Annotated in this window: 21 protein-coding genes; 9 read left to right on the top strand and 12 right to left on the bottom strand. The window is 59.8% G+C overall.

Annotated features, from left to right (window positions below):
• Window positions 1-37 precede the first annotated feature (37 nt).
• From AC4IBF_RS04415 to AC4IBF_RS04425, 3 genes are read left to right on the top strand one after another with little or no spacing between them, the layout of a single operon-like run.
• The gene (locus AC4IBF_RS04415) at window positions 38-640 is read left to right on the top strand and encodes a non-oxidative hydroxyarylic acid decarboxylases subunit B (protein WP_008499595.1); all 603 of its coding nucleotides are present in this window, start codon (window positions 38-40) and stop codon (window positions 638-640) included.
• Window positions 630-2057 (top strand): non-oxidative hydroxyarylic acid decarboxylases subunit C, encoded by a 1428-nt coding sequence (locus AC4IBF_RS04420; protein ID WP_111965466.1) that lies wholly within the window; start codon window positions 630-632, stop codon window positions 2055-2057. The genes AC4IBF_RS04415 and AC4IBF_RS04420 overlap by 11 nt, the downstream gene beginning before the upstream one ends.
• A 10-nt stretch (window positions 2058-2067) precedes the next feature.
• The gene (locus tag AC4IBF_RS04425; protein ID WP_003862116.1) at window positions 2068-2289 is read left to right on the top strand and encodes a non-oxidative hydroxyarylic acid decarboxylases subunit D; all 222 of its coding nucleotides are present in this window, start codon (window positions 2068-2070) and stop codon (window positions 2287-2289) included.
• A gap of 45 nt (window positions 2290-2334) precedes the next feature.
• Here the strand turns inward: AC4IBF_RS04425 and mutS are convergent, their stop codons facing one another.
• Entirely contained in the window at window positions 2335-4896 is a 2562-nt protein-coding gene (gene mutS, locus AC4IBF_RS04430) for a DNA mismatch repair protein MutS (RefSeq protein WP_143345453.1), read from the bottom strand.
• 113 nt (window positions 4897-5009) lie between these two features.
• Window positions 5010-5240 (bottom strand): SymE family type I addiction module toxin, encoded by a 231-nt coding sequence (locus tag AC4IBF_RS04435; protein WP_045908493.1) that lies wholly within the window; start codon window positions 5238-5240, stop codon window positions 5010-5012.
• Between the two features lie 175 nt (window positions 5241-5415).
• On the opposite strand from AC4IBF_RS04435, the gene AC4IBF_RS04440 reads away from it, so the two are divergent.
• Window positions 5416-5760 carry a nitrous oxide-stimulated promoter family protein gene (locus AC4IBF_RS04440; RefSeq protein ID WP_367896901.1) on the top strand — a complete coding sequence of 115 codons (345 nt, stop codon included), beginning with the start codon at window positions 5416-5418 and terminating at the stop codon, window positions 5758-5760.
• A 5-nt stretch (window positions 5761-5765) separates the two neighbouring features.
• Here AC4IBF_RS04440 and AC4IBF_RS04445 read toward each other — a convergent pair whose 3' ends face one another.
• From AC4IBF_RS04445 to hypA, 10 genes are all read right to left on the bottom strand, one after another.
• Window positions 5766-6986, bottom strand: a complete 1221-nt coding sequence (locus tag AC4IBF_RS04445) for an MDR family MFS transporter (RefSeq protein ID WP_288461427.1) — start codon at window positions 6984-6986, stop codon at window positions 5766-5768.
• Window positions 6987-7002: 16 nt separating this feature from the next.
• Entirely contained in the window at window positions 7003-7764 is a 762-nt protein-coding gene (eitC, locus tag AC4IBF_RS04450) for a siderophore ABC transporter ATP-binding protein EitC (protein ID WP_111965469.1), read from the bottom strand.
• Window positions 7764-8801, bottom strand: a complete 1038-nt coding sequence (locus tag AC4IBF_RS04455; RefSeq protein ID WP_111965470.1) for a FecCD family ABC transporter permease — start codon at window positions 8799-8801, stop codon at window positions 7764-7766. Before AC4IBF_RS04455 ends, eitC begins: the two co-directional genes overlap by 1 nt.
• Window positions 8801-9799, bottom strand: coding sequence for a siderophore ABC transporter substrate-binding protein EitA (gene eitA, locus AC4IBF_RS04460; RefSeq protein ID WP_115876159.1), 999 nt, complete (start codon window positions 9797-9799; stop codon window positions 8801-8803). The genes AC4IBF_RS04455 and eitA overlap by 1 nt, the downstream gene beginning before the upstream one ends.
• A 153-nt stretch (window positions 9800-9952) precedes the next feature.
• A complete protein-coding gene (gene flhA, locus AC4IBF_RS04465) occupies window positions 9953-12025 on the bottom strand; it encodes a formate hydrogenlyase transcriptional activator FlhA (protein ID WP_115876158.1) in 2073 nt (690 codons plus the stop codon).
• 57 nt (window positions 12026-12082) lie between these two features.
• On the bottom strand, window positions 12083-13093 hold the full coding sequence (gene hypE, locus AC4IBF_RS04470) for a hydrogenase expression/formation protein HypE (RefSeq protein ID WP_133295048.1): 1011 nt from the start codon (window positions 13091-13093) through the stop codon (window positions 12083-12085).
• On the bottom strand, window positions 13090-14211 hold the full coding sequence (hypD, locus tag AC4IBF_RS04475) for a hydrogenase formation protein HypD (RefSeq protein WP_133295047.1): 1122 nt from the start codon (window positions 14209-14211) through the stop codon (window positions 13090-13092). The genes hypE and hypD overlap by 4 nt, the downstream gene beginning before the upstream one ends.
• A gap of 2 nt (window positions 14212-14213) precedes the next feature.
• Window positions 14214-14486 (bottom strand): HypC/HybG/HupF family hydrogenase formation chaperone, encoded by a 273-nt coding sequence (locus AC4IBF_RS04480; protein ID WP_047650282.1) that lies wholly within the window; start codon window positions 14484-14486, stop codon window positions 14214-14216.
• On the bottom strand, window positions 14477-15340 hold the full coding sequence (hypB, locus tag AC4IBF_RS04485; protein ID WP_133295046.1) for a hydrogenase nickel incorporation protein HypB: 864 nt from the start codon (window positions 15338-15340) through the stop codon (window positions 14477-14479). The genes AC4IBF_RS04480 and hypB overlap by 10 nt, the downstream gene beginning before the upstream one ends.
• Window positions 15341-15343: 3 nt before the next feature.
• Window positions 15344-15694, bottom strand: coding sequence for a hydrogenase maturation nickel metallochaperone HypA (gene hypA, locus AC4IBF_RS04490; RefSeq protein WP_047173498.1), 351 nt, complete (start codon window positions 15692-15694; stop codon window positions 15344-15346).
• A 210-nt stretch (window positions 15695-15904) separates the two neighbouring features.
• Here hypA and hycA point away from each other — a divergent pair, with 210 nt between their 5' ends.
• The 5 genes from hycA to hycE all read left to right on the top strand — a co-directional run bounded on the left by hycA (window position 15905) and on the right by hycE (window position 21509).
• Window positions 15905-16369 (top strand): formate hydrogenlyase regulator HycA, encoded by a 465-nt coding sequence (gene hycA / locus AC4IBF_RS04495; RefSeq protein ID WP_491463169.1) that lies wholly within the window; start codon window positions 15905-15907, stop codon window positions 16367-16369.
• Window positions 16370-16439: 70 nt separating this feature from the next.
• Window positions 16440-17048, top strand: a complete 609-nt coding sequence (locus AC4IBF_RS04500; protein ID WP_115876154.1) for a 4Fe-4S dicluster domain-containing protein — start codon at window positions 16440-16442, stop codon at window positions 17046-17048.
• Complete coding sequence (gene hycC / locus AC4IBF_RS04505) at window positions 17045-18859, top strand: formate hydrogenlyase subunit 3 (RefSeq protein WP_252093597.1); 1815 nt, start codon at window positions 17045-17047, stop codon at window positions 18857-18859. The genes AC4IBF_RS04500 and hycC overlap by 4 nt, the downstream gene beginning before the upstream one ends.
• Before the next feature lies 1 nt (window position 18860).
• Window positions 18861-19784: a respiratory chain complex I subunit 1 family protein gene (locus AC4IBF_RS04510; RefSeq protein WP_248175194.1), complete on the top strand. Its 924-nt coding sequence runs from the start codon at window positions 18861-18863 to the stop codon at window positions 19782-19784.
• Window positions 19785-19799: 15 nt separating this feature from the next.
• The gene (hycE, locus tag AC4IBF_RS04515; protein WP_252093596.1) at window positions 19800-21509 is read left to right on the top strand and encodes a formate hydrogenlyase subunit HycE; all 1710 of its coding nucleotides are present in this window, start codon (window positions 19800-19802) and stop codon (window positions 21507-21509) included.
• The last annotated feature ends 2 nt before the right edge of the window (window positions 21510-21511 follow it).

A 21511-nucleotide genomic window follows, 5' to 3' on the forward strand; every position in this document is an offset into this window, starting at 1 on the left:
TAATGTTCGTACACGAACAAAATGATTGAGGTGATGAATGAGATTGATCGTGGGAATGACGGGGGCGACGGGTGCTCCGCTGGGAGTGGCGCTGCTGCAGGCGCTGCGGGAAATGCCGGAAGTAGAGACGCATCTGGTGATGTCGAAGTGGGCAAAAACCACCATTGAACTGGAAACCCCTTACACCGCCCAGGACGTTGCTGCGCTGGCTGACGTTGTCCATAGCCCGGCTGACCAGGCCGCCACCATCTCCTCCGGTTCGTTTCGTACCGACGGCATGATCGTCATTCCCTGCAGCATGAAAACGCTGGCCGGGATCCGCGCGGGCTATGCCGAAGGGCTGGTGGGCCGTGCGGCGGATGTGGTGCTGAAAGAGGGGCGTAAGCTGGTGCTGGTGCCCCGTGAAACGCCGCTCAGCACCATTCATCTGGAGAATATGCTTGCGCTCTCCCGCATGGGCGTGGCGATGGTGCCGCCTATGCCTGCGTATTACAACCATCCGCAAACCGCCGATGACATCACCCAGCATATTGTGACCCGCGTGCTTGACCAGTTTGGCCTGGAGCATAAAAAGGCGCGCCGCTGGAACGGGTTGCGGGAGGCGAAACATTTTTCACAGGAGAATAAAGATGGCATTTGATGATTTGAGAAGCTTCCTGCAGGCGCTCGATGAGCAAGGGCAACTGCTGAAAATTGAGGAAGAGGTTAACGCCGAGCCCGATCTGGCGGCGGCAGCCAACGCGACCGGCCGCATCGGTGACGGCGCCCCCGCGCTGTGGTTCGACAATATTCGCGGGTTTACCGATGCCCGCGTGGTGATGAACACCATCGGCTCCTGGCAGAACCATGCCATTTCGATGGGGCTGCCGGCGAACACGCCGGTGAAAAAGCAGATCGACGAGTTTATCCGTCGCTGGGATAAATTTCCTATTGCGCCAGAGCGCCGCCCCAACCCGGCCTGGGCGCAGAATACGGTGGACGGTGAAGACATTAACCTGTTCGATATTCTACCTCTGTTCCGTCTGAACGACGGCGACGGGGGTTTTTATCTCGATAAAGCGTGCGTCGTCTCGCGCGATCCGCTTGACCCGGATAACTTCGGCAAGCAGAACGTTGGCATCTACCGCATGGAAGTGAAGGGCAAGCGCAAGCTCGGCCTGCAGCCGGTACCGATGCACGATATTGCTCTGCATCTGCACAAAGCCGAAGAGCGCGGCGAAGACCTGCCGATTGCCATTACCCTCGGTAACGATCCGATCATTACGCTGATGGGCGCGACGCCGCTGAAATACGATCAGTCAGAGTATGAAATGGCCGGCGCGCTGCGTGAAAGCCCATATCCGATTGCCACCGCGCCGCTGACCGGCTTCGACGTGCCGTGGGGTTCTGAAGTGATCCTGGAAGGGGTGATTGAAGGCCGTAAGCGCGAAATTGAAGGGCCGTTCGGCGAGTTTACTGGGCACTACTCCGGTGGTCGTAACATGACGGTTGTGCGTATCGACAAAGTTTCTTACCGCACCAAACCGATTTTCGAATCCCTTTATCTCGGTATGCCGTGGACCGAGATTGATTATCTGATGGGGCCAGCCACCTGCGTGCCGCTCTACCAGCAGCTGAAAGCGGAATTCCCGGAAGTGCAGGCGGTGAATGCGATGTATACCCACGGTCTGCTGGCGATTATCTCCACCAAAAAACGCTACGGCGGTTTTGCCCGCGCGGTCGGCTTGCGCGCCATGACCACGCCGCACGGCCTGGGCTACGTGAAGATGGTGATCATGGTGGATGAGGATGTCGACCCGTTCAACCTCCCGCAGGTGATGTGGGCGCTGTCATCGAAGGTCAACCCGGCAGGCGATCTGGTGCAGTTGCCGAACATGTCGGTGCTGGAACTCGATCCTGGATCCAGTCCGGCGGGCATTACCGACAAACTGATTATCGATGCGACCACGCCTGTCGCACCGGACACCCGTGGCCACTATAGCCAGCCGGTACAGGATCTGCCTGAAACCAAAGCCTGGGCTGAAAAACTGACCGCGATGCTGGCTTCACGTCAATAAGGAGGAAAAGATGATTTGTCCACGTTGTGCCGATGAGCATATTGAAGTGATGGCGACGTCGCCGGTGAAAGGGGTCTGGACCGTTTACCAGTGCCAGCATTGTCTGTATACCTGGCGAGATACCGAACCGTTGCGTCGTACCAGCCGCGAGCATTACCCTGAAGCGTTCCGCATGACGCAGAAGGATATTGACGAGGCGCCGCAGGTGCCAACGATCCCGCCGCTGCTGTAAAGACAGCCCGGTGGCGCTGCGCCACCGGGCAAAGACCGCAGAAAACTAAACCAGACTCTTCAGGCGATAAATCCACTCCAGCGCCTGACGCGGCGTCAGTGAATCCGGATCGAGGTTTTCCAGCGCTTCCACAGCAGGCGATGTCTCTTCCGCCGGTACCAGCAGCGACATCTGCGTACCATCAATCTGCGTCGCCGCCGCATTCGGTGACAGGCTTTCCAGCTCACGCAGTTTCTGACGCGCGCGCTTGATCACCTCTTTCGGTACACCGGCCAGCGCCGCAACGGCCAGACCATAGCTCTTGCTTGCCGCGCCATCCTGCACCGTGTGCATAAAGGCGATGGTGTCGCCGTGCTCCAGCGCATCAAGGTGGACGTTAGCCACGCCTTCCATTTTCTCCGGCAGCTGCGTCAGCTCGAAGTAGTGGGTGGCGAACAGCGTCATGGCCTTGATTTTATTCGCGAGGCTTTCCGCACAGGCCCAGGCCAGCGACAGACCATCGTAGGTTGACGTTCCGCGTCCGACTTCGTCCATCAGCACCAGGCTGTGCTCCGTCGCGTTATGCAGAATGTTTGCCGTTTCAGTCATTTCGACCATGAAGGTTGAGCGACCGCTCGCCAGATCGTCCGCAGCTCCAACACGGGTAAAGATACGGTCGATGGGGCCGATCTCCACGTTTTGCGCCGGAACGTAGCTGCCGATGTAGGCAAGCAGGGCAATCAGCGCCGTCTGACGCATATAAGTACTCTTACCGCCCATGTTCGGACCGGTAATGATCAGCATTCTTCGCTGCGGCGACAGGCTCAGCGGGTTGGCGATGAACGGTTCGTTCAGCACCCGCTCCACCACCGGGTGACGGCCTTCAGTGATGCGAATGCCGGGCTTGTCGGTAAAGGTCGGGCAGGTGTAGTTCAGCGTTTCCGCGCGCTCTGCCAGATTCACCAGCACGTCCAGTTCCGCCAGCGCGCTGGCGCTCAGCTGCAGGTCGGCCAGGTGCGGCATCAGCATATCAAACAGCTCTTCATACAGCTGTTTTTCCAGCGCCAGGGCTTTCCCTTTCGAGGTGAGGACTTTGTCCTCGTACTCTTTCAGCTCGGGAATGATGTAGCGTTCAGCGTTTTTCAACGTCTGGCGGCGCACGTAGTGAATCGGTGCCAGGTGGCTCTGCCCGCGGCTGATTTGAATGTAGTAACCGTGAACCGCGTTATAACCCACCTTCAGGGTGTCCAGCCCAAGACGCTCGCGCTCGCGGATCTCCAGCTTATCGAGGTAGTCCGTCGCGCCGTCGGCCAGCGCGCGCCATTCGTCCAGCTCCTCGTTGTAGCCCGGAGCAATCACGCCGCCATCACGCACCAGAACCGGAGGCGCATCGATAATGGCGCGCTCCAGCAGCTCGCGGAGTTCGGTAAATTCGCCTATGGTTTCGCGGAGTTTCTGTACCGGCGCGCTGTCAACGTCGCTCAGCTGCGCACGAAGTTCCGGCAGCTGCTGGAAAGCATGACGCATCCGCGCAAGATCGCGCGGTCGCGCCGTGCGCAGCGCCAGACGGGCCAGGATACGTTCCAGATCTCCCACCTGGCGCAGGACAGGCTGCAGCTCGGTATAGCGATCCTGCAGCGCGGCAATCGTCTGCTGACGACAAACCAGCGTAGCGGTATCGCGAATCGGCATATGCAGCCAGCGTTTCAGCATACGGCTGCCCATTGGCGTTACCGTATTGTCGAGGACCGACGCCAGCGTATTTTCTACGCCGCCCGCGAGGTTCTGCGTGATCTCCAGGTTACGGCGAGTGGCGGCATCCATGATGATGCTGTCCTGCTGGCGCTCCATGGTGATAGAGCGGATATGCGGCAGGGCGGTGCGCTGGGTATCTTTTACGTACTGCAGGAGGCAACCTGCCGCACACAGCCCGCGCGGGGCATTTTCAACGCCAAAGCCAATCAGATCGCGGGTGCCAAACTGCAGATTCAGCTGCTGGCGCGCGGTACCAATTTCGAATTCCCACAGCGGACGGCGGCGCAACCCGCGACGACCTTCAATCAGCGCCATTTCGGCGAAATCTTCGGCGTAGAGCAATTCTGCCGGGTTGGTGCGCTGCAGTTCGGCAGCCATCGTTTCACGATCGGCCGGTTCACTCAGACGAAAACGTCCGGAACTAATATCCAGCGTCGCGTAGCCAAAGCCTTTACCGTCCTGCCACAGCGCGGCCAGCAGGTTGTCCTGGCGTTCCTGAAGCAGGGCTTCATCACTGATGGTGCCGGGCGTGACGATGCGCACGACCTTGCGTTCCACCGGACCTTTTGAGGTCGCGGGGTCGCCGATCTGTTCGCAGATGGCGACAGACTCACCCTGATTCACCAGTTTCGCCAGGTAGTTTTCTACCGCGTGGTGCGGAATACCGGCCATTGGGATGGGTTCACCAGCCGATGCGCCCCGTTTGGTCAGCGAGATGTCGAGCAGCTGCGATGCGCGCTTAGCATCGTCATAAAACAGCTCGTAAAAATCGCCCATACGATAGAACAGCAGGATTTCCGGATGCTGTGCCTTCAGCTTCAGATACTGCTGCATCATCGGCGTATGTGCGTCGAAATTGTCGAGTGTGCTCATGGAGTTATGATGTCCATTTCTTTGAATATAAACCGTTTTGAGCGGCTCAGAGGCCGTTTGTTCCTTCTATTGTCGCATGAAAAAAAGGTACGGCGCAGAAAAATGTCGTCGCTTTACGAGGCATCTTCCGACATTAACTCAATGACTATTTTTCCATGCTCTACGCCCACTCGAACCCTGGAGTGGGTGGTAAACCCAGCCTGTTCAAGCCAGTCTCCTTTTAAGCTCAGCGCCGCATGCACGCTGTAACGCTTCGGTATCTTGGTATTGCGGTCTTCATGGCGCTTTCTGAAATATCCCACTGTTAAATGGCGATAGGGTTTGTTGATAGCGAGTTCTTGCATAGGGTCTCCTGACAACACGGATAAAAGTCATCACTAATTACTGTATAAAATACCAGTGATTGCCGGGCGGTGCAGGAATAAAACTGGAATCAGGCTTCAGAAAACCGCATGCAACAACTGAAATCCCGCATTGAAAGGTGTATTATTTTTGCACTTTATTGTTTGGTAAGTCGCTATGTCCGGTAAACGAATATCTCGCGAAAAAGAGACCATCGCGAAAATGATCGCGCTGTATCAGAAGCAGTGTCCTCAGGCCTCTGTGGAAGACGGGCACTACCAGGCGCTGAATGCCTATGCCGATAAGCGCCTGGATAAGTGCGCTTTTGGTGAGGAAAAGCCTGCCTGTAAGCAGTGTCCGGTCCACTGCTATCAGCCTGCAAAACGCGAAGAGATGAAGCAGATTATGCGCTGGGCAGGCCCGCGTATGTTATGGCGTCACCCCATTCTGACCGTCCGCCATCTGATTGATGACCGTCGTCCCGTGCCGGAGCTGCCGGAAAAGTATCGTCCGAAAAAGTGACCGGTTCAGCTTTTGAGCGGGCGGCAAATAACGTTCAGGGCCAGCGCGCTACAGAGTGGGAAAAGGGCCAGCAGCAGCCAGGGATACATCGCCTGCGTTGAGGGTACCAGCGCGCGATCCAGCAGGCTACCAAACAACAAGTTTCCTGCCAGTACCGCAATGCCGCCAGCGGTGGCGAGTGCGCCATAGTGCGCCCCCAGCGTGGACTCCTCGGCAAACCTCGGGATCAGATCCTTTGCCGAGGGTACCAGCAGCATCTGCCCCAGCGTCAGCAGCGTCACGAAACAGACTGACGGCAGCAGGCGCAGCCAGCCCTCTGGCGGTGCCGTCGACGCAAATATTGCCACGCTCGCAAAGGCGGCGGAGAGCAGCAAAAAGCCCACCGGCAGGATCCTCACCGCACCCACGCGTCGGGCGAAACGCGCCAGCGGCAGCTGTAAGGTGATGATCAGAACGGAGGCCAGCATAAAGAGTGGGCCGAGATCTTTCTCGTTACCGCCAGAGCGCTGGATCTCTACCGGCAGCGCCAGATAGAGCTGGTTATAGCTTAAAAGCCACGAGCTGTAGGCAATAATAAAGGCGACAAAGCGGGGCTGGCGGAACGTCGTCCACCAGGGAACGAGCTTTAGCGTCTGCGCGGCGTGGCGTGACGCGGGCAGGCAAAAGTAGAGAACCACCAGCGCAACGAGAAAGACCCCCGCCCCCGCTAGCGCCACCTGACGAAAACCCAGGCCGGTTAGCAGGGCGCCGGCGACCGGGCCCAGTACGGCACCGAGTTCCCCGCAAACCGCAAAGAGCGCGAACCACTCCGCCCGGCTTCGTTTACCTTTCGCCTCGCTGTGCGTGCCCGCTTTCGCCAGCAATGCTTCAATAGACGGAGAAAACAGCGCGCCGCCCACGCCTGTCAGACACGCGCCCAGAATAATCGGCCACAGCGATTCCCCGAAGGCCAGCAGCAGATAACCTGAAACACGGACAATACAGCCGCTCAGGATAACGATTTTCGCGCCAAACCGGTCCGAGAGGGCACCACCGACGATAAACATCCCCTGTTGCGAGAACGTGCGCAGGCCCAGGATCAGCCCGATCAGCCCGCCGGAGAGCAGCATGTCGTCGCGCAGGAATATCGCCAGGAAGGGAACAACGGCGTAAAAGCCAATGTTAAAAACAAACTGGCTACCCAGTAAAACGGGCGGCCAGAGCATGGTGGCAGGGCGAAGGGGCATCGTTGGTCACTCGCCCCTAAACGATAAAATGAATGTGCTTTTTGCCATGGAACGGTGAGATCTCGATTTTGGTTTTGACCCGGAAGACGTCCCAGAGCAATGACTCGGATAAGATATCCTGCGGTGTCCCCGTCGCCACAATTTGCCCTTTCTGCATGACTATCAGCGAGTCGCAGAACATCGAGGCGTGGTTGAGATCGTGTATAGCGACAATGCTGGTGACCGGTAATTCGCTGATCAACTGCATCAGCTGCATCTGATGATGAATGTCCAGGTGGTTGGTCGGTTCATCCAGCAGGATTTCCGTCGGGGTCTGGGCCAGCGCGCGGGCAATGTGGACGCGCTGGCGCTCGCCGCCGGAGAGGCTCAGCCAGCCCTGGTCGCTTTTATCCAGCATATCCACGCGCTGCAGAGCGGCGGTGACGGTCTCGTCATCGTGCGTGCTCCAGTTGGAAAAGGCGGAGTGGTGCGGAATCCGCCCGAGTTTCACCACGTCGCGCACGCGCATGTTGGCGTCCGTCATACCGTGCTGCTCGACGAAGGCCACCCGTCGCGCCAGCTGCTTTTTGGCGATGCTGCAGATGTCCTGACCGTCCAGGGTAACGCGGCCAGCATCCGGGCGACGCAGACCCGCGAGGATACGTAAAAGAGACGATTTACCGCAGCCGTTAGGGCCAAGCAGCCCTACCGTTTCGCCCCGTGACACCTTCAGCGAGACGTCATTAACGATGACTTTTTTGCCGACCTTCCAGGTAATATTTTCCGCGCAGATGCTCATCACTTATTCCTTGAACGGTAGATAATCACGGCAAAGAAGGGGACGCCAACCAGCGCGGTGACCACGCCGACGGGCAGGCTTTGCGGCGCAATCAGCATGCGTGAGGCAATGTCTGCCAGCACCATCAGGATCGCGCCTGCCAGCGCGCTGGCAATCAGCAGCGTGCGGTGCAGCGGCCCGAACAGGAAGCGCATGACGTGCGGCACCACCAGCCCGACAAAGCCGATTGACCCCGCCATGCTGACGATGGTCGCGGTGATAAGTGCGGTAGTGGTAAAGAGCGCCAGGCGCACCCAGGGAACAGCAATGCCAAGCGACGCCGCGGCGTCGTCACCGAACGTAAAGGCATCCAGCGCACGGGAATAATAGAGGCAAATGGCTAATCCAATCAGCACCACGACCAGTGCCAGCTGGAATTCGGGCCAGCGTACGCCGCTGAAGCTGCCCAGCAGCCAGAACATCACGTCGCGCGCCTGCTGGGCGCTGGCGGAGGTGCTGATGGTATAGGCGGTAATGGCATTGAAAAGCTGCGAGGCGGCAACGCCTGCCAGAATAGTACGTTCATTCCCGCCGCGCGCGCCGTTCGTCAGAAATGCGACAAACGCAAACGCGGCGAACGCCCCGGCAAAGGCCCCGGCAGAGAGCGACACCGCACCGGTGCCGATCCCCAATACGACAACAGAAACCGCCCCGGTCGACGCGCCCGCGGACACGCCGAGCACGTAGGGTTCCGCCAGCGCGTTCTTCAGCAGGCTCTGCAATACGGCACCACAGATGGCCAGCCCCGCGCCGCAGCAGGCCGCAACCAGCGCGCGGCTCAGGCGAAAGTCCCAGATCACGCTCTCATAGATACGAGTGAGCGGAATATCGGTGAGCCCCATTTTATTGCTGATAGCGTAAAACACGTTATCCAGCGGGATGGACAGTTCGCCGACGCTGACGCTCAGCGCGATAACCAGAAATAGCAGGACGAAGGCGAGCAAACACGAGGTCGTCAGAACCAGGCTCTGCCGGGCCTGAAGAACGGCGGTGGTCATCAGTTCAGCCCCAGCTTTCTGAGCTGTTCGCCGACCTGCTCAGCCCCGTAAATCGTGCGAATCGTCGGGTTCATGGCCTGACCGTCCATCACCACGATATGACCTTTTTTCACCGCGTCCAGCTGGCTGACGGCCGGATCGCTTTTCAGGAATTTGATTTTCTCTTCCGCGTTATCCAGCGCCCAGCGGTTGCGGTCGAGGCTGGACACCACAATGACATCCGGATTGGCGGCAATAATGCTTTCCCAACCCACGGTTGGCCATTCGGTCTCGGAGGTGATGGCGTTATGCCCGCCCATCAGGCTCGCAATAAACCCGGAGGGGCTATTTTTACCGCCGACGTAGGCGTCCGCAGAGGGGGAGGAGCTGGAGAACCAGAAGACAAACGAGAGGTCTTTTTTGCTCTTGCCGAATTCCTTACGCAGGTCGGCCTCTCGTTTTTTGAAATCGGCAATCACGGCCTGACCGCGGTCTTCAACGTTAAAGATTTTGGCGAAGTCCTCAATCTCCTGATAGAGATACGTCATATCCCACAGCTTCTGGCGGCTGCCGTACATATCGCCGGTGGCTTTTTTGGTCGCGCACATGCCCGGCGACACGTAGCTGTTCACGCCCAGGGTCATCAGATCGTCGCGTTTTGCGACCTTGCTTTCCGGCCCCAGCAGCAGTGGCGTCTGGGCGGGGACAAAGTCGGGATTTTGCGCAAGCACGGATTCAAGGGTAGGGATTTCGACCGTCAGGGTTTTGATTTTTGCGTTCTGTTCAGCGAGCTGCGGCAACACTTTCGTCGGCCAGAAGGCGCTGGCCTTTACCTTATCTTCCAGCCCCAGCAGGAGCAGAATTTCGACGGTATTCTGACCCAGAGCCACGACGCGTTCCGGCGCTTTGGTGAATGTCTCTTTATAGCCACAGTTTTCAATCGTCAGAGGATATGTGGTTGCCAGAGCAGAACTGACCGACGCAACCGCCAGGCCTAACGCGCAGATGACCTTCTTCATGAAACGATACCCTTCATTAAAATTATTTTTGATGCAAATGAAACTCATTATTAAGGCGGAATTTTATACAGAGGAAACGATTTTGTGTCAATGAGGGACAATCGCGCAGGGTAACAAAAGGCGGTGTCAGAAAAACACCGCCGGAATAAGGCCTTAAATGAGGCTCTCTTTATCAATACCGAGACGCTTCATGCGCGACAGCAGGGTGGTGCGTTTTAACCCCAGGCGCTGGGCGGCACCTTTCGGCCCGGCGACCACGCCGTTGGTCTCTTTGAGTACGCGCATAATGAGCTGATATTCATCTTCTCCCTCTTTCGCCGTCTCGGCGGCGGGCACGCTCACGTCAGGCAGCGTCACTTCAGGCAGGGAGAGCTGCAGGACATTTCCGCGCGTCAGCAGCACCGCGCGTTCAATGACGTTTTCCAACTCGCGCACGTTGCCGGGCCATTCCATGGATGAAAGGGTACGCAACGTCTCGGCAGGAATGCTGTCGATGTTTCGCCCCATCCGGCGCGCGATCTTCGCGGTAAAGGCTTTGACCAGCAGGGGGATATCTTCCGGGCGCTCGCGCAGCGGCGGCAGGAAGATCGGGAAGACGTTCAGGCGATAGTAGAGATCGCTGCGGAACTCTCGGTCGGCGACCATTTTTTTCAGGTCGCGGTTGGTGGCGGCAATCAGCCGCACGTCGGTCTGGATAAGCTTGTTGCTGCCCAAGCGCTCAAACTCCTGCTCCTGCAGGACGCGCAGCAGTTTCGGCTGTAGCTCCAGCGGCATATCGCCCACTTCGTCAAGGAACAGCGAGCTTTTGTCTGCCAGCTCAAAACGGCCCAGCCGCTGGCTGCTGGCCCCGGTGAAGGCACCCCGTTCGTGGCCGAACAGATCGCTTTCCAGCAGCCCTGCGGGCATCGCGGCGCAGTTCATCTTCACCATCCGACGGCTGTTGCGGTTGCTCAGGTTGTGGATGGCGCGGGCAATCAGCTCTTTACCCGTACCGGTTTCGCCCAGGATCAGCACCGTGCTGTCGCTCTGCGCCACCATCTCAACCTGCTTGAGCACGCTGTACATGGCGTCGCTGCGCCCGATGATTTCACCAAACTCGCTGTCCACGTTGTTGAGCTGTTCGGTCAGGGCCAGGTTTTCATCCACCAGCCGCTCCTTCAGACGGTGGATCTCCTGATAGGCAAGCGCGTTATCGAGCGCGATGGAGATACGCTCGGCGATCTGACGCAGCAGCTTCAGGTTGGCGGTGGTGAACACGCCTTCCTCGCACTGTGCCAGCTTCAGCACGCCCAGCATGGTGTTGCCGGACATCAGGGGCAGCAGGCACAGGGTCTGGATTTTGTTGCCCCAGGTGTTGAACAGCATCCGCTCGTACGGCGCGACCGGATCCTGCTCGTTGAGGTTGATCAGGAGGATCTCTTTGCTTTTGAAGACCCGTTCAGAAAGAGTGCCCGCTTCATCCACTTCGCTCTGCTCGTGCGCCGGGTTGGCTTCATCAAGATAATGCGTGGAGTAGATGTTCAGCTTGCCCTTGCGATGCCCGCGAAGCGCAATGCTGATGGCATCGATTTTGAAATAGTGGTGGATCTCTTTCGAGACTTCGCTGACCAGCTCATCCATGTCCAGGCGGGAGAGTACGGCGTTGGTGATGGCGACCAGAATGCGGAAGTTGTCGCGTTCGCGGCTGAGCAGGTCGTAATCCACGTTATTCGTCACTCGGCTTTGGATCTGCTCCGCGACGACGGCCACTATCTGGGTAAAGGTGTGCAGGCGCTCGTATTCCGCCTCGCTCCAGGGCTGGTCGGTCGTGCGGATAAACTCGCATCCGCCAAAAATCTGGCCCTCTGCAGCCAGCGGCAGCATGCAGTAATGCCCGAACGGCTGATAGAGGTTGCTCTCCGCGAGCCGCGGCCACGCCTGTTGAAATTCCGCAAAGTTGCAGTGCAGCACTTCAGGTCTGGAGAGAATGCGGCGCACCGGGCCATGCGCGAGATACGTTTCGTCTTCGTATTCAAACGTTTTGCCATTATCACGCGTTGAGAAGTAGCTCGCGCGCTGCGTTCCGCTATGCCAGAGCACAATCGCGGCGCTGTCCGCCAGCGCCGATTGCCTGACCAGCCGCGTCAGGGCATCGCTCAGCGCGCCGAGATCGGGTTGCTGTAAAAGTGTGCGCGTAATGTCAAACAGACCCTGCTGTCCAAGATCGCTCATCGGTGTATACGGCATAGTGCTTTCCAGTAGAAACGAGCAAAAAAAATCCATGCTGGCCGCTTGTGGCGCGGTCTAGCAAATACGGGGTAAGGGTTCAGCGTGCGGCAGATCCAGCGTGCGCTTCACGCCATAAAGTCCGGTCAGGCGCACCCCTTTGCGCTCAACCACTTCACCAATCATCGCCGCCTCTTTTCCTGACGGATGAGCCTGCAGCTGTTCAAGAACAGCTTGTGCCGCGGCTCGTTCAACGCCAATCACCAGCTTGCCTTCGTTTGCAAAGTTGAGCGGGTCCAGACCCAGCAGTTCGCAAAGCCCGCGAACGGCGGGCTTAACGGGCAGGCTGCGCTCGGTGAGTTCAATCCCGTACCCGCAGCTTGCCGCAAACTCGTGAACCACGGCGTTGACACCGCCTCGCGTGGCATCCCGCAGGGCCTTCACGCCGGGAATACCGCGCAGCGTCTGAATCAGCGGGGTGAGTACCGCGCAGTCGCTGCGCAGTTCGCCGTCCAGCCCCAGGCCTTCGCGCAGGTTCAGGATGGTCGCCCCGTGGCAGCCCAGCGTGCCGGTCACGATCAGCACGTCGCCCACGCTGAGGCGCTGCGCGCCCCAGTGAATATCGGGGGGGATCGCGCCCATTCCGGCGGTGTTGATAAACAGCTTGTCGGCCGCGCCGCGCTGCACCACTTTGGTGTCGCCGGTGACGATAGCTATCCCCGCCTCGCGCGCGGTCTGCGCCATGCTGTTGACCACGGCCGCGAGCGTCTCCATCGGTAATCCCTCTTCAAGGATAAACCCGCAGGAGAGGTAGCGCGGAATGGCGCCGCTGACGGCCACGTCGTTCGCCGTGCCGCAGACGGCGAGCTTGCCGATATCGCCGCCCGGGAAGAACAGCGGGTCAATCACGTAGCTGTCGGTCGAGAAGGCCAGCCGGTCGCCCTGCGCGGTGAGGGTGGCGAGGTCAATACGCGCCTGGTCTTCCTGTTCGGCGAGCCAGGGGTTGTTAAAGGCCTCCATAAACAGCCGGTTAATCAGCTGCTGCATCGCCTGTCCGCCGCTGCCGTGCGCCATTTCAACCGTATTCATGCTTCACTCTCCTGGTTGCGATACTGATACCACGCGGCACACGCCCCTTCGGAGGAGACCATCAGCGCGCCAAAGGCGGTTTGCGGGTTACAGGTATTGCCAAATAACGGACACTGATGCGGTTTGCATTTGCCGGTGAGCACCTCGCCGCAGCGGGCACGGGGATCGTCGCAAACCTGCTGCGGCTGCGGGCGGAAATGCGCTTCGGCGTCGAACGCGCGATAGGCTGGCGTCAGGCGCACGCCGGATTCAGCAATCAGCCCCAGGCCGCGCCATTCGCTGTCGCCCTCAACGCTAAACACGTCGGCTATCGCCTGCTGCGCTCGTTCATTTCCCGCATCCGGCACCACGCGGCGGTACTGATTTTCCACGGTACTCAGGGACGCTATTTTCTGCTCAACCAGCATGGTGACACCTTGCAGTAGATCAAGTGGTTCGAAACCAGCGACCACTAACGGACGATTGTACTGTTCAGCGATAAAACCGTAGGCGTCTGTGCCAATCACCATGCTGACGTGGCCCGGTGCCAGAAAGGCGTCAATGCCGTTGCCTGGCTCTTCCAGCAGGCTGCGCAGGGTGGGGATGAGCGTAATGTGTTGGCAGAAGAAGAAAAAGTTATCGACGCCGCGCGCTTTCGCCTGCTGCAGCGTGATGGCGGTGGCGGGCATGGTGGTTTCAAACCCCAGGCCAAAAAACACCACCTTGCGCGCGGGGTTATCCGCTGCCAGCGTCAGGGCATCCATCGGCGAATAGACGATCCGGATGTCTGCGCCGCGCGCTTTCGCCTGCAGGAGCGAACCATTTTTCCCCGGCACGCGCATCGCGTCGCCAAAGGTGCAGAAAATGACGTCGGGCTGGCTGGCAATTTCAATACAGCTGTCGATGCGCCCCATCGGCAGCACGCAGACCGGACAGCCGGGGCCGTGGATAAACTCAATGTTTTCCGGCAACAGCTGGCCGAGGCCAAATTTGAAGATGGCGTGCGTGTGCCCGCCGCACACCTCCATGATCCGCAGCGGCCTTTCTTTCGTGTAGTCCAGCCGCGCTGCGCGCGTTTTCAGGTGGCCGATAAGCTGCAGCACCTGCTCCGGCGCGCGGTATTCATCAACGTAACGCATGATTATCGCTCCTCGCCGTACAGCAGCGCGCCCACGTCAGGCTCCACGTCGAACATATTTTGCAGGGCGTCGAGCGTGTCGCGGGCTTCCGCTTCGTTAATCACGCTCATGGCAAACCCCACGTGGACCAGCACCCACTGGCCGAGACGCGAGGCGCCGCTCTCATCGGTGCTGCCCACCAGCGTCAGGTCGACGTCGCGCAGGATGCCGCAGACCTCGACTTTGGCCTGATTACCGTCGATGGCGTGAATTTGTCCCGGTACGCCTATGCACATCGTTCGCTCTCCAGCCAGTCTAGCCAGCCGTCCATGCCGTCGCCGCGCGTGGCGGAGACCAGCAGGATCTCAATCTCCGGGTTCACCTCGCGGGCATACGCCACGCACTTATCCACGTCGAAATTCAGGTACGGCAGCAGGTCGACTTTGTTCAGCAGCATGATGGACGCGGCGGCAAACATGTGCGGGTACTTCAGCGGCTTGTCTTCGCCTTCGGTCACTGAAAGCACCGCCACCTTGTGTCGTTCGCCGAGGTCGAAGCTCGCCGGGCAGACGAGGTTGCCGACGTTTTCAATAAACAGGATGCCGTTATCCACCAGCGGCAGGCGCGGGGCGGCGTCGGCAATCATCTGCGCATCGAGGTGGCAGCCTTTACCGGTGTTGACCTGAATCGCCGGGGTGCCGGTTTCGCGAATGCGCGCCGCGTCGTTAACGGTTTGCTGGTCGCCTTCGATCACCGCGCAGGAGACAAGCCCGTTCAGGCGCTTGAGCGTTTCGGTCAGTAGCGTGGTTTTGCCGGATCCGGGGCTGGAGACAAGGTTCAGCGCCAGCTGTTTGCGGGTGGCAAAGCGGGCGCGGTTGCGGGTGGCGATCTGGTTATTCTTGTCCAGCACGTTGATTTCCACCTCCAGCATCTGGCGCTGGCTCATGCCCGGCGCGTGGGTGCCCGCTTCGCCGTGGCCGTAATGCAGGTCGCCCGCATCGGAGCGTTGCGGCGCAAAGGTAATGCCGGTCAGGGCTGCCGCAGAGCGCGGGGCGGGGGAAAAGGGCGCGGAGCGAAACGCGGAGTGGGGGCGGTGTTCATCCCCTTCTATATACAGGTTGCCTTCGGCGCAACCGCAGGTACTACACATACTTTACTCCTTCTCGATTTCGAGGCGTTGGATCTGCATGCCGTCATCCGCCACGATGCGCAGACCGGTGCTCTGACACTGCGGGCAGCGCTGTACCTTTGATGACACCAGGGTGACGTACTGCTGGCACTGCTCGCACCAGCACTCCGCCTGCTGTTCTTCAATATGCAGTTCGCAGCCTTCCGCCAGCGTGCCGCGGCAGACCAGCTCAAAACAGAAGGTCAGGGCGCTGGTCTCGACGCAGGAAAACGCTCCGACCTTCAGCCAGACGCCGGTGACGCGCTTCGCGTGGTTTTGCACTGCCTGCTGTTCGATAAGTTCCAGAGCCCGCTGGCAGAGGGTGATTTCGTGCATGACGCCTCCTCAATGAATTGCCCTGGTAATGCAATAACAGTGCCAGCTTGATTTTTGTTAAGGCGTGACGATGTCAACGCTGTCGAAATGACACGTCGACACCGCGGTGTTGACAGCAATTTTTAAGGTAAATGTATTGAAAATCATAAAGATAAAAACTGGCATGGAATCTGCTTAACAGCCGCTATCTCCATTAAACGGATACCTTTTATGACTATTTGGGAAATCAGCGAAAAAGCGGATTACATCGCGCAGCGTCATCAACAGTTACAGGACCAGTGGCACCTTTACTGCAACTCTCTGATCCAGGGCATTACCTTGTCGAAAGCGCGTCTTCACCATGCGATGAGCTGCGCGGCGCAGGGCGACATGCGCTTCGTTCTGTTCGGCCATTTCACCATCAACGTTACCCTGGCGGACAACTTCAACAGCCACACCATTGAGTACTACCTCGAGACAAAAGACGGCGAAAAACAGTGTATTGCGAAGGCGCAGCTGATGGCCGACGGCATGGTGGACGGCCACGTAAGCAACCGCGATCGCCAGCAGGTGCTGGAACACTATCTGGAAAAAATCGCGCCGGTCTATAACGGCCTGTACGCCGCCGTTGAGCACGATCTTCCGGTCAACCTGAAGCAACTGATGGACGGAAATACCTCAGCGAACGTGGCCTGACCCATGCGTGTCGAGAAGTGTCGACAAGACAGCTTTTCGACAAAAATGACTATCACCAGAGGATAACCCGGTGAACCGTTTTGTAATTGCTGACTCGACGGTCTGCATTGGCTGTCGAACCTGTGAGGCGGCGTGTTCGGAAACGCATCGCCTGCATGGGCTGCAGTCCATGCCGCGCCTGCACGTCATGCGTAATGAAAAAGAGTCTGCCCCGCAGCTCTGCCATCACTGTGAGGATGCCCCGTGCGCGGGTGTCTGCCCTGTGAATGCCATCACCCGCGTGGATGGCGCTGTCCAGCTGAACGAAAGCCTGTGCGTAAGCTGCAAGCTGTGCGGCATTGCCTGCCCGTTCGGCGCGATTGAATTTTCCGGCAGCCGACCGCTGCATATCCCGGCGAATGCCAACTCGCCAAAAGCCCCGCCCGCGCCGCCGGCGCCTGCGCGCGTAAGCTCGCTTTTGGACTGGGTGCCCGGCATCCGTGCCGTTGCGGTGAAATGCGACCTGTGCAGCTTCGATGATCAGGGCCCGGCCTGCGTGCGGACCTGCCCGACGAAAGCGTTGATTCTGGTTAACATTCGCGACATCGCCCGTACCAGCAAGCGCAAACGCGAGCTGACCATCAACAGTGATTTTGGCGACCTTTCTCTGCTACAGGCGCTTAACGAGGGGGCGAAATGAATGCGGTGATGATGATTACCAGCGCGGTAGCCTGTTTTGCGGCCGCCGCCGTTCTGGCGCCGATCTTCTCATTCCATAAAACCCTGAGCGGCGCGATCGCCGGGCTCGGCGGGGCGGTCGCTAGCCTGATGACGCTGGCGGCAGGCGGCGTTGTTCTGTTCGGCGGCCAGTCGGCAGAGACCGTGATGCCGCTGATTCGCCACACCGTTGAGATCACGCCGCTGAACGCCATCTGGCTGGTGACGTTTGGCCTGTGCGGGGTGTTTATCAGCCTGTTCAATATCGACTGGCACCGCCACCCGCACGCTAAAGCCAACGGCCTGCTGGTTAACCTCCTGATGGCGACGGCGGTCTGCACCGTGACCGCCAGCAACCTCGGCGCGCTGGTGGTGATGGCGGAGATCATGGCGCTGTGCGGCGTGTTCCTGACGGGCTGTAGCGCCTCCGGCAAGCTGTGGTTTGCGCTGGGACGCCTCGGAACGCTGCTGCTGGCGCTGGCCTGCTGGCTGGTGTGGCAGCGCTTCGGCACGCTGGATTTCGCTGTGCTCAACGGGCATCCGCTGGGCAATGACGTCTGGCTGCTGGGCGTGCTCGGCTTTGGCCTGCTCGCCGGCATCATTCCGCTGCACGGCTGGGTGCCGCAGGCGCATGCGAATGCCTCCGCGCCCGCCGCCGCGCTGTTTTCTGTGGTGGTGATGAAGGTCGGTCTGTTCGGGATCCTGGCGATTACGCTGACCGGCGGCCAGCCGCCGCTGTGGTGGGGCGTTGTGCTGCTGGTCGCCGGCATGATTACGGCGTTCGTCGGTGGCCTGTACGCGCTGATGGAGCACAATATCCAGCGTCTTCTGGCGTACCACACGCTGGAGAATATCGGCATCATCCTGCTTGGCATGGGCGCGGGCGTGACCGGGCTGGCGCTCAACCAGCCGGCGCTGATTGCGGCCGGTTTTATCGGCGGTCTTTATCACCTCGTCAACCACAGCCTGTTTAAAAGCACCCTGTTCCTTGGAGCGGGAAGCGTCTGGTTCCGCACCGGCCATCGGGATATCGAAAAGCTCGGTGGGATTGGCAAAAAGATGCCGGTGATTTCACTGGCGATGCTGGTCGGGCTGATGGCGATGGCCGCACTGCCGCCGCTGAACGGCTTTGCCGGGGAGTGGGTGATCTATCAGTCCTTCTTCGCCCTCGGTCAGAGCAATGCGTTTATCGCTCGTCTGCTGGGGCCGCTGCTGGCGGTCGGGCTGGCGATTACCGGGGCGCTGGCGGTGATGTGCATGGCGAAAGTCTACGGCGTGACCTTCCTCGGTGCGCCGCGCACCCGCGAAGCGGAAAACGCCTGCTGCGCACCGTTGTTGATGGGCGTGAGCGTGGTCGCGCTGGCGCTGTGCTGCATTGCGGGCGGCGTCGCTGCACCTTGGCTGCTACCGCTGCTGGGCAACGCCATTCCGTTGCCGCTGACCGTGGCGAATACCACCGTCTCTCAGCCAATGATTGCGCTGCTGCTGATTGGCGCACCGCTGCTACCGCTCATCCTGATGATGTTCTTCAAACGCGACCGGCTCGCCTCCCGCTCGCGCGGTGCGGCGTGGGCCTGTGGCTACGAACACGAACAGTCGATGGTCATTACCGCCCACGGCTTCGCCATGCCGGTAAAAGAAAACTTTGCCGCCGTGCTGAAGCTGCGCCACTGGCTGAACCCGGTCGGCTGGGTACCCGGCTGGCAGAGCGCTGCCGCACCCGCGCTGTTCCGCCGTCTGGCGGTCATCGAACTGGCGGTGCTGGTGGTCATTGTGATTTCACGAGGAGCCTGACATGAATCTGTTACTGGCAATTCTTCAGGCGCTGGTGTTGTTCGCCGTGGCGCCGCTGCTGTCGGGCATCACGCGCGTGGCGCGCGCCCGGATGCACAACCGTCGCGGCCCTGGTGTGCTCCAGGAGTATCGCGATCTCTTCAAGCTGTTTTCTCGCCAGAGCGTGGTGCCGAATGCCGCAGGCTGGGTCTTCCGTCTGACGCCGTTTGTGATGGTGGGCGTGATGCTGACCATCGCCACCGCGCTGCCGGTGGTGACGGTGGCGTCGCCGCTGCCGGCGCTCGGCGATCTGATCACGCTTATCTACCTCTTCGCTATCGCCCGCTTCTTCTTTGCCATTGCGGGCCTGGACACCGGGAGCCCGTTTACCGGCATCGGTGCCAGCCGCGAGGCGATGCTCGGCGTGCTGGTTGAGCCGATCCTGCTGCTGGGGCTGTGGGTTGCCGCGCAGGTTGCGGGCTCCACCCACATCAGCTTTATCACCCACGCCGTCTACCACTGGCCGGTTGCCCGCTCCATTCCGCTGGTGCTGGCGCTGTGCGCCTGCGCGTTCGCCACCTTTATCGAGATGGGCAAACTGCCGTTCGATCTGGCTGAAGCCGAGCAGGAACTTCAGGAAGGGCCGCTCACCGAGTACAGCGGCTACGGTTTTGCGGTGCTGAAGTGGGGTATTAGCCTCAAACAGCTGGTGGTGCTGCAGATGTTTGTCGGCGTCTTCTTCCCGTGGGGGCAGATGACGCACTTCTCCGCGGGCGGTCTGCTGCTGGCCGTCGTGGTTGCCGCCCTCAAGCTGCTGGTCGGCGTGCTGGTGATTGCCCTGTTCGAAAACAGCATGGCGCGCCTGCGTTTTGTGGAAACGTCCCGCATCACCTGGGCCGGGTTTGGTTTTGCATTTTTAGCGTTCGTCTCCTTGCTGGTGGCGTGATTAAAGAGAGTATTTATGTCTGAAGAAAAGAAAGGTCAGCAGTATCTCGCCGCATTGCATCAGGCTTTCCCCGGCGTGGTGCTGGAGGAGTCCTGGCAAACCAAAGACCAGATAACCGTCACCATTAAGGTGAACTATCTGCCGGAAGTGGTGGAGTTTCTCTACTACCAGCAGGGCGGCTGGCTGTCGGTGCTGTTCGGTAACGACGAGCGCCAGCTGTGCGGCAACTACGCGGTGTACTACGTGATGTCTATGGAGCAGGGCGAGAAGTGCTGGATCACCGTGCGCGTCGAGGTCGACCCGAATAAGCCAGAATACCCGTCCGTCACGCCGCGCGTGCCCGCGGCCGTCTGGGGCGAGCGCGAAGTGCGCGACATGTACGGTCTGGTGCCGGTCGGCCTGCCGGACGAGCGCCGCCTGGTGCTGCCTGACGACTGGCCGGACGAACTCTATCCGCTGCGTAAAGACAGCATGGACTACCGCCAGCGTCCGGCCCCAACCACCGACAGCGAAACTTACGAGTTCATCAACGAGCTGGGCAGCAAGAAGAACAACGTGGTGCCGATCGGCCCGCTGCACGTCACCTCCGACGAACCGGGCCACTTCCGCCTGTTCGTCGACGGCGAAAACATTATCGACGCCGACTACCGTCTGTTCTACGTCCACCGCGGGATGGAAAAGCTGGCGGAAACCCGCATGGGCTACAATGAAGTCACGTTTCTTTCCGACCGCGTTTGCGGCATCTGCGGCTTCGCCCACAGCACCGCCTACACCACCTCGGTGGAGAACGGCATGGGGATCGTGGTGCCGGAGCGCGCGCAGATGATCCGCGCCATTCTGCTGGAGGTGGAGCGTCTGCACTCGCACCTGCTGAACCTCGGACTGGCCTGCCACTTCGTTGGCTTTGACTCCGGGTTTATGCAGTTCTTCCGCGTGCGCGAAGCGTCGATGAAGATGGCGGAGATCCTCACCGGGGCGCGCAAAACTTACGGTCTGAACCTGATCGGCGGGATCCGCCGCGACCTGCTGAAAAACGATATGATCCAGACCCGCCAGCTGGCGCAGCAGATGCGCCGCGACGTGCAGGAGCTGGTGGATATGCTGCTCAGCACGCCAAACATCGAGCAGCGCACCGTCGGCATCGGCCGTCTTGACCCGGAAATTGCCCGCGACTTCAGCAACGTCGGCCCGATGGTGCGCGCCAGCGGCCACGCCCGCGACACCCGTACCGATCACCCGTTCGTTGGCTACGGCCTGCTGCCGATGACCGTGCACAGCGAGCAGGGCTGCGACGTCATCTCTCGCCTCAAGGTGCGCATCAACGAGGTGTTCACGGCGCTGAACATGATCGACTACGGCCTTGATAACCTGCCTGGCGGCCCGCTGATGGTGGAGGGCTTCACCTACGTTCCGAACCGCTTTGCCCTCGGCTTTGCCGAAGCGCCGCGCGGGGACGACATTCACTGGAGCATGACCGGCGACAACCAGAAGCTTTACCGCTGGCGCTGCCGCGCGGCCACCTACGCCAACTGGCCAACCCTGCGCTACATGCTGCGCGGCAACACGGTTTCCGATGCGCCGCTGATCATCGGCAGCCTCGACCCATGCTACTCCTGCACCGACCGCATGACCGTCGTCGACGTGCGCAAGAAGAAAAGCCAGGTGGTGCCGTACAAAGAGCTTGAGCGCTACAGCATCGAGCGTAAGAACTCGCCGCTGAAATAAGG

The organism is Enterobacter sp. Taxon_8 (assembly GCF_058354585.1).

Coding starts and splice junctions, on each gene's coding strand:
- AC4IBF_RS04480 (WP_047650282.1), bottom strand. CDS start 14,486: ATGTGCATAGGCGTACCGGGACAAATTCACGCCATCGACGGTAATCAG.
- hycE (WP_252093596.1), top strand. CDS start 19,800: ATGTCTGAAGAAAAGAAAGGTCAGCAGTATCTCGCCGCATTGCATCAG.
- mutS (WP_143345453.1), bottom strand. CDS start 4,896: ATGAGCACACTCGACAATTTCGACGCACATACGCCGATGATGCAGCAG.
- AC4IBF_RS04440 (WP_367896901.1), top strand. CDS start 5,416: ATGTCCGGTAAACGAATATCTCGCGAAAAAGAGACCATCGCGAAAATG.
- hypD (WP_133295047.1), bottom strand. CDS start 14,211: ATGCGTTACGTTGATGAATACCGCGCGCCGGAGCAGGTGCTGCAGCTT.
- hycA (WP_491463169.1), top strand. CDS start 15,905: ATGACTATTTGGGAAATCAGCGAAAAAGCGGATTACATCGCGCAGCGT.
- flhA (WP_115876158.1), bottom strand. CDS start 12,025: ATGCCGTATACACCGATGAGCGATCTTGGACAGCAGGGTCTGTTTGAC.
- AC4IBF_RS04455 (WP_111965470.1), bottom strand. CDS start 8,801: ATGACCACCGCCGTTCTTCAGGCCCGGCAGAGCCTGGTTCTGACGACC.
- hypE (WP_133295048.1), bottom strand. CDS start 13,093: ATGAATACGGTTGAAATGGCGCACGGCAGCGGCGGACAGGCGATGCAG.
- AC4IBF_RS04420 (WP_111965466.1), top strand. CDS start 630: ATGGCATTTGATGATTTGAGAAGCTTCCTGCAGGCGCTCGATGAGCAA.
- AC4IBF_RS04415 (WP_008499595.1), top strand. CDS start 38: ATGAGATTGATCGTGGGAATGACGGGGGCGACGGGTGCTCCGCTGGGA.
- AC4IBF_RS04510 (WP_248175194.1), top strand. CDS start 18,861: ATGAATCTGTTACTGGCAATTCTTCAGGCGCTGGTGTTGTTCGCCGTG.
- AC4IBF_RS04435 (WP_045908493.1), bottom strand. CDS start 5,240: ATGCAAGAACTCGCTATCAACAAACCCTATCGCCATTTAACAGTGGGA.
- hypA (WP_047173498.1), bottom strand. CDS start 15,694: ATGCACGAAATCACCCTCTGCCAGCGGGCTCTGGAACTTATCGAACAG.
- hypB (WP_133295046.1), bottom strand. CDS start 15,340: ATGTGTAGTACCTGCGGTTGCGCCGAAGGCAACCTGTATATAGAAGGG.
- eitC (WP_111965469.1), bottom strand. CDS start 7,764: ATGAGCATCTGCGCGGAAAATATTACCTGGAAGGTCGGCAAAAAAGTC.
- AC4IBF_RS04445 (WP_288461427.1), bottom strand. CDS start 6,986: ATGCCCCTTCGCCCTGCCACCATGCTCTGGCCGCCCGTTTTACTGGGT.
- AC4IBF_RS04425 (WP_003862116.1), top strand. CDS start 2,068: ATGATTTGTCCACGTTGTGCCGATGAGCATATTGAAGTGATGGCGACG.
- eitA (WP_115876159.1), bottom strand. CDS start 9,799: ATGAAGAAGGTCATCTGCGCGTTAGGCCTGGCGGTTGCGTCGGTCAGT.
- hycC (WP_252093597.1), top strand. CDS start 17,045: ATGAATGCGGTGATGATGATTACCAGCGCGGTAGCCTGTTTTGCGGCC.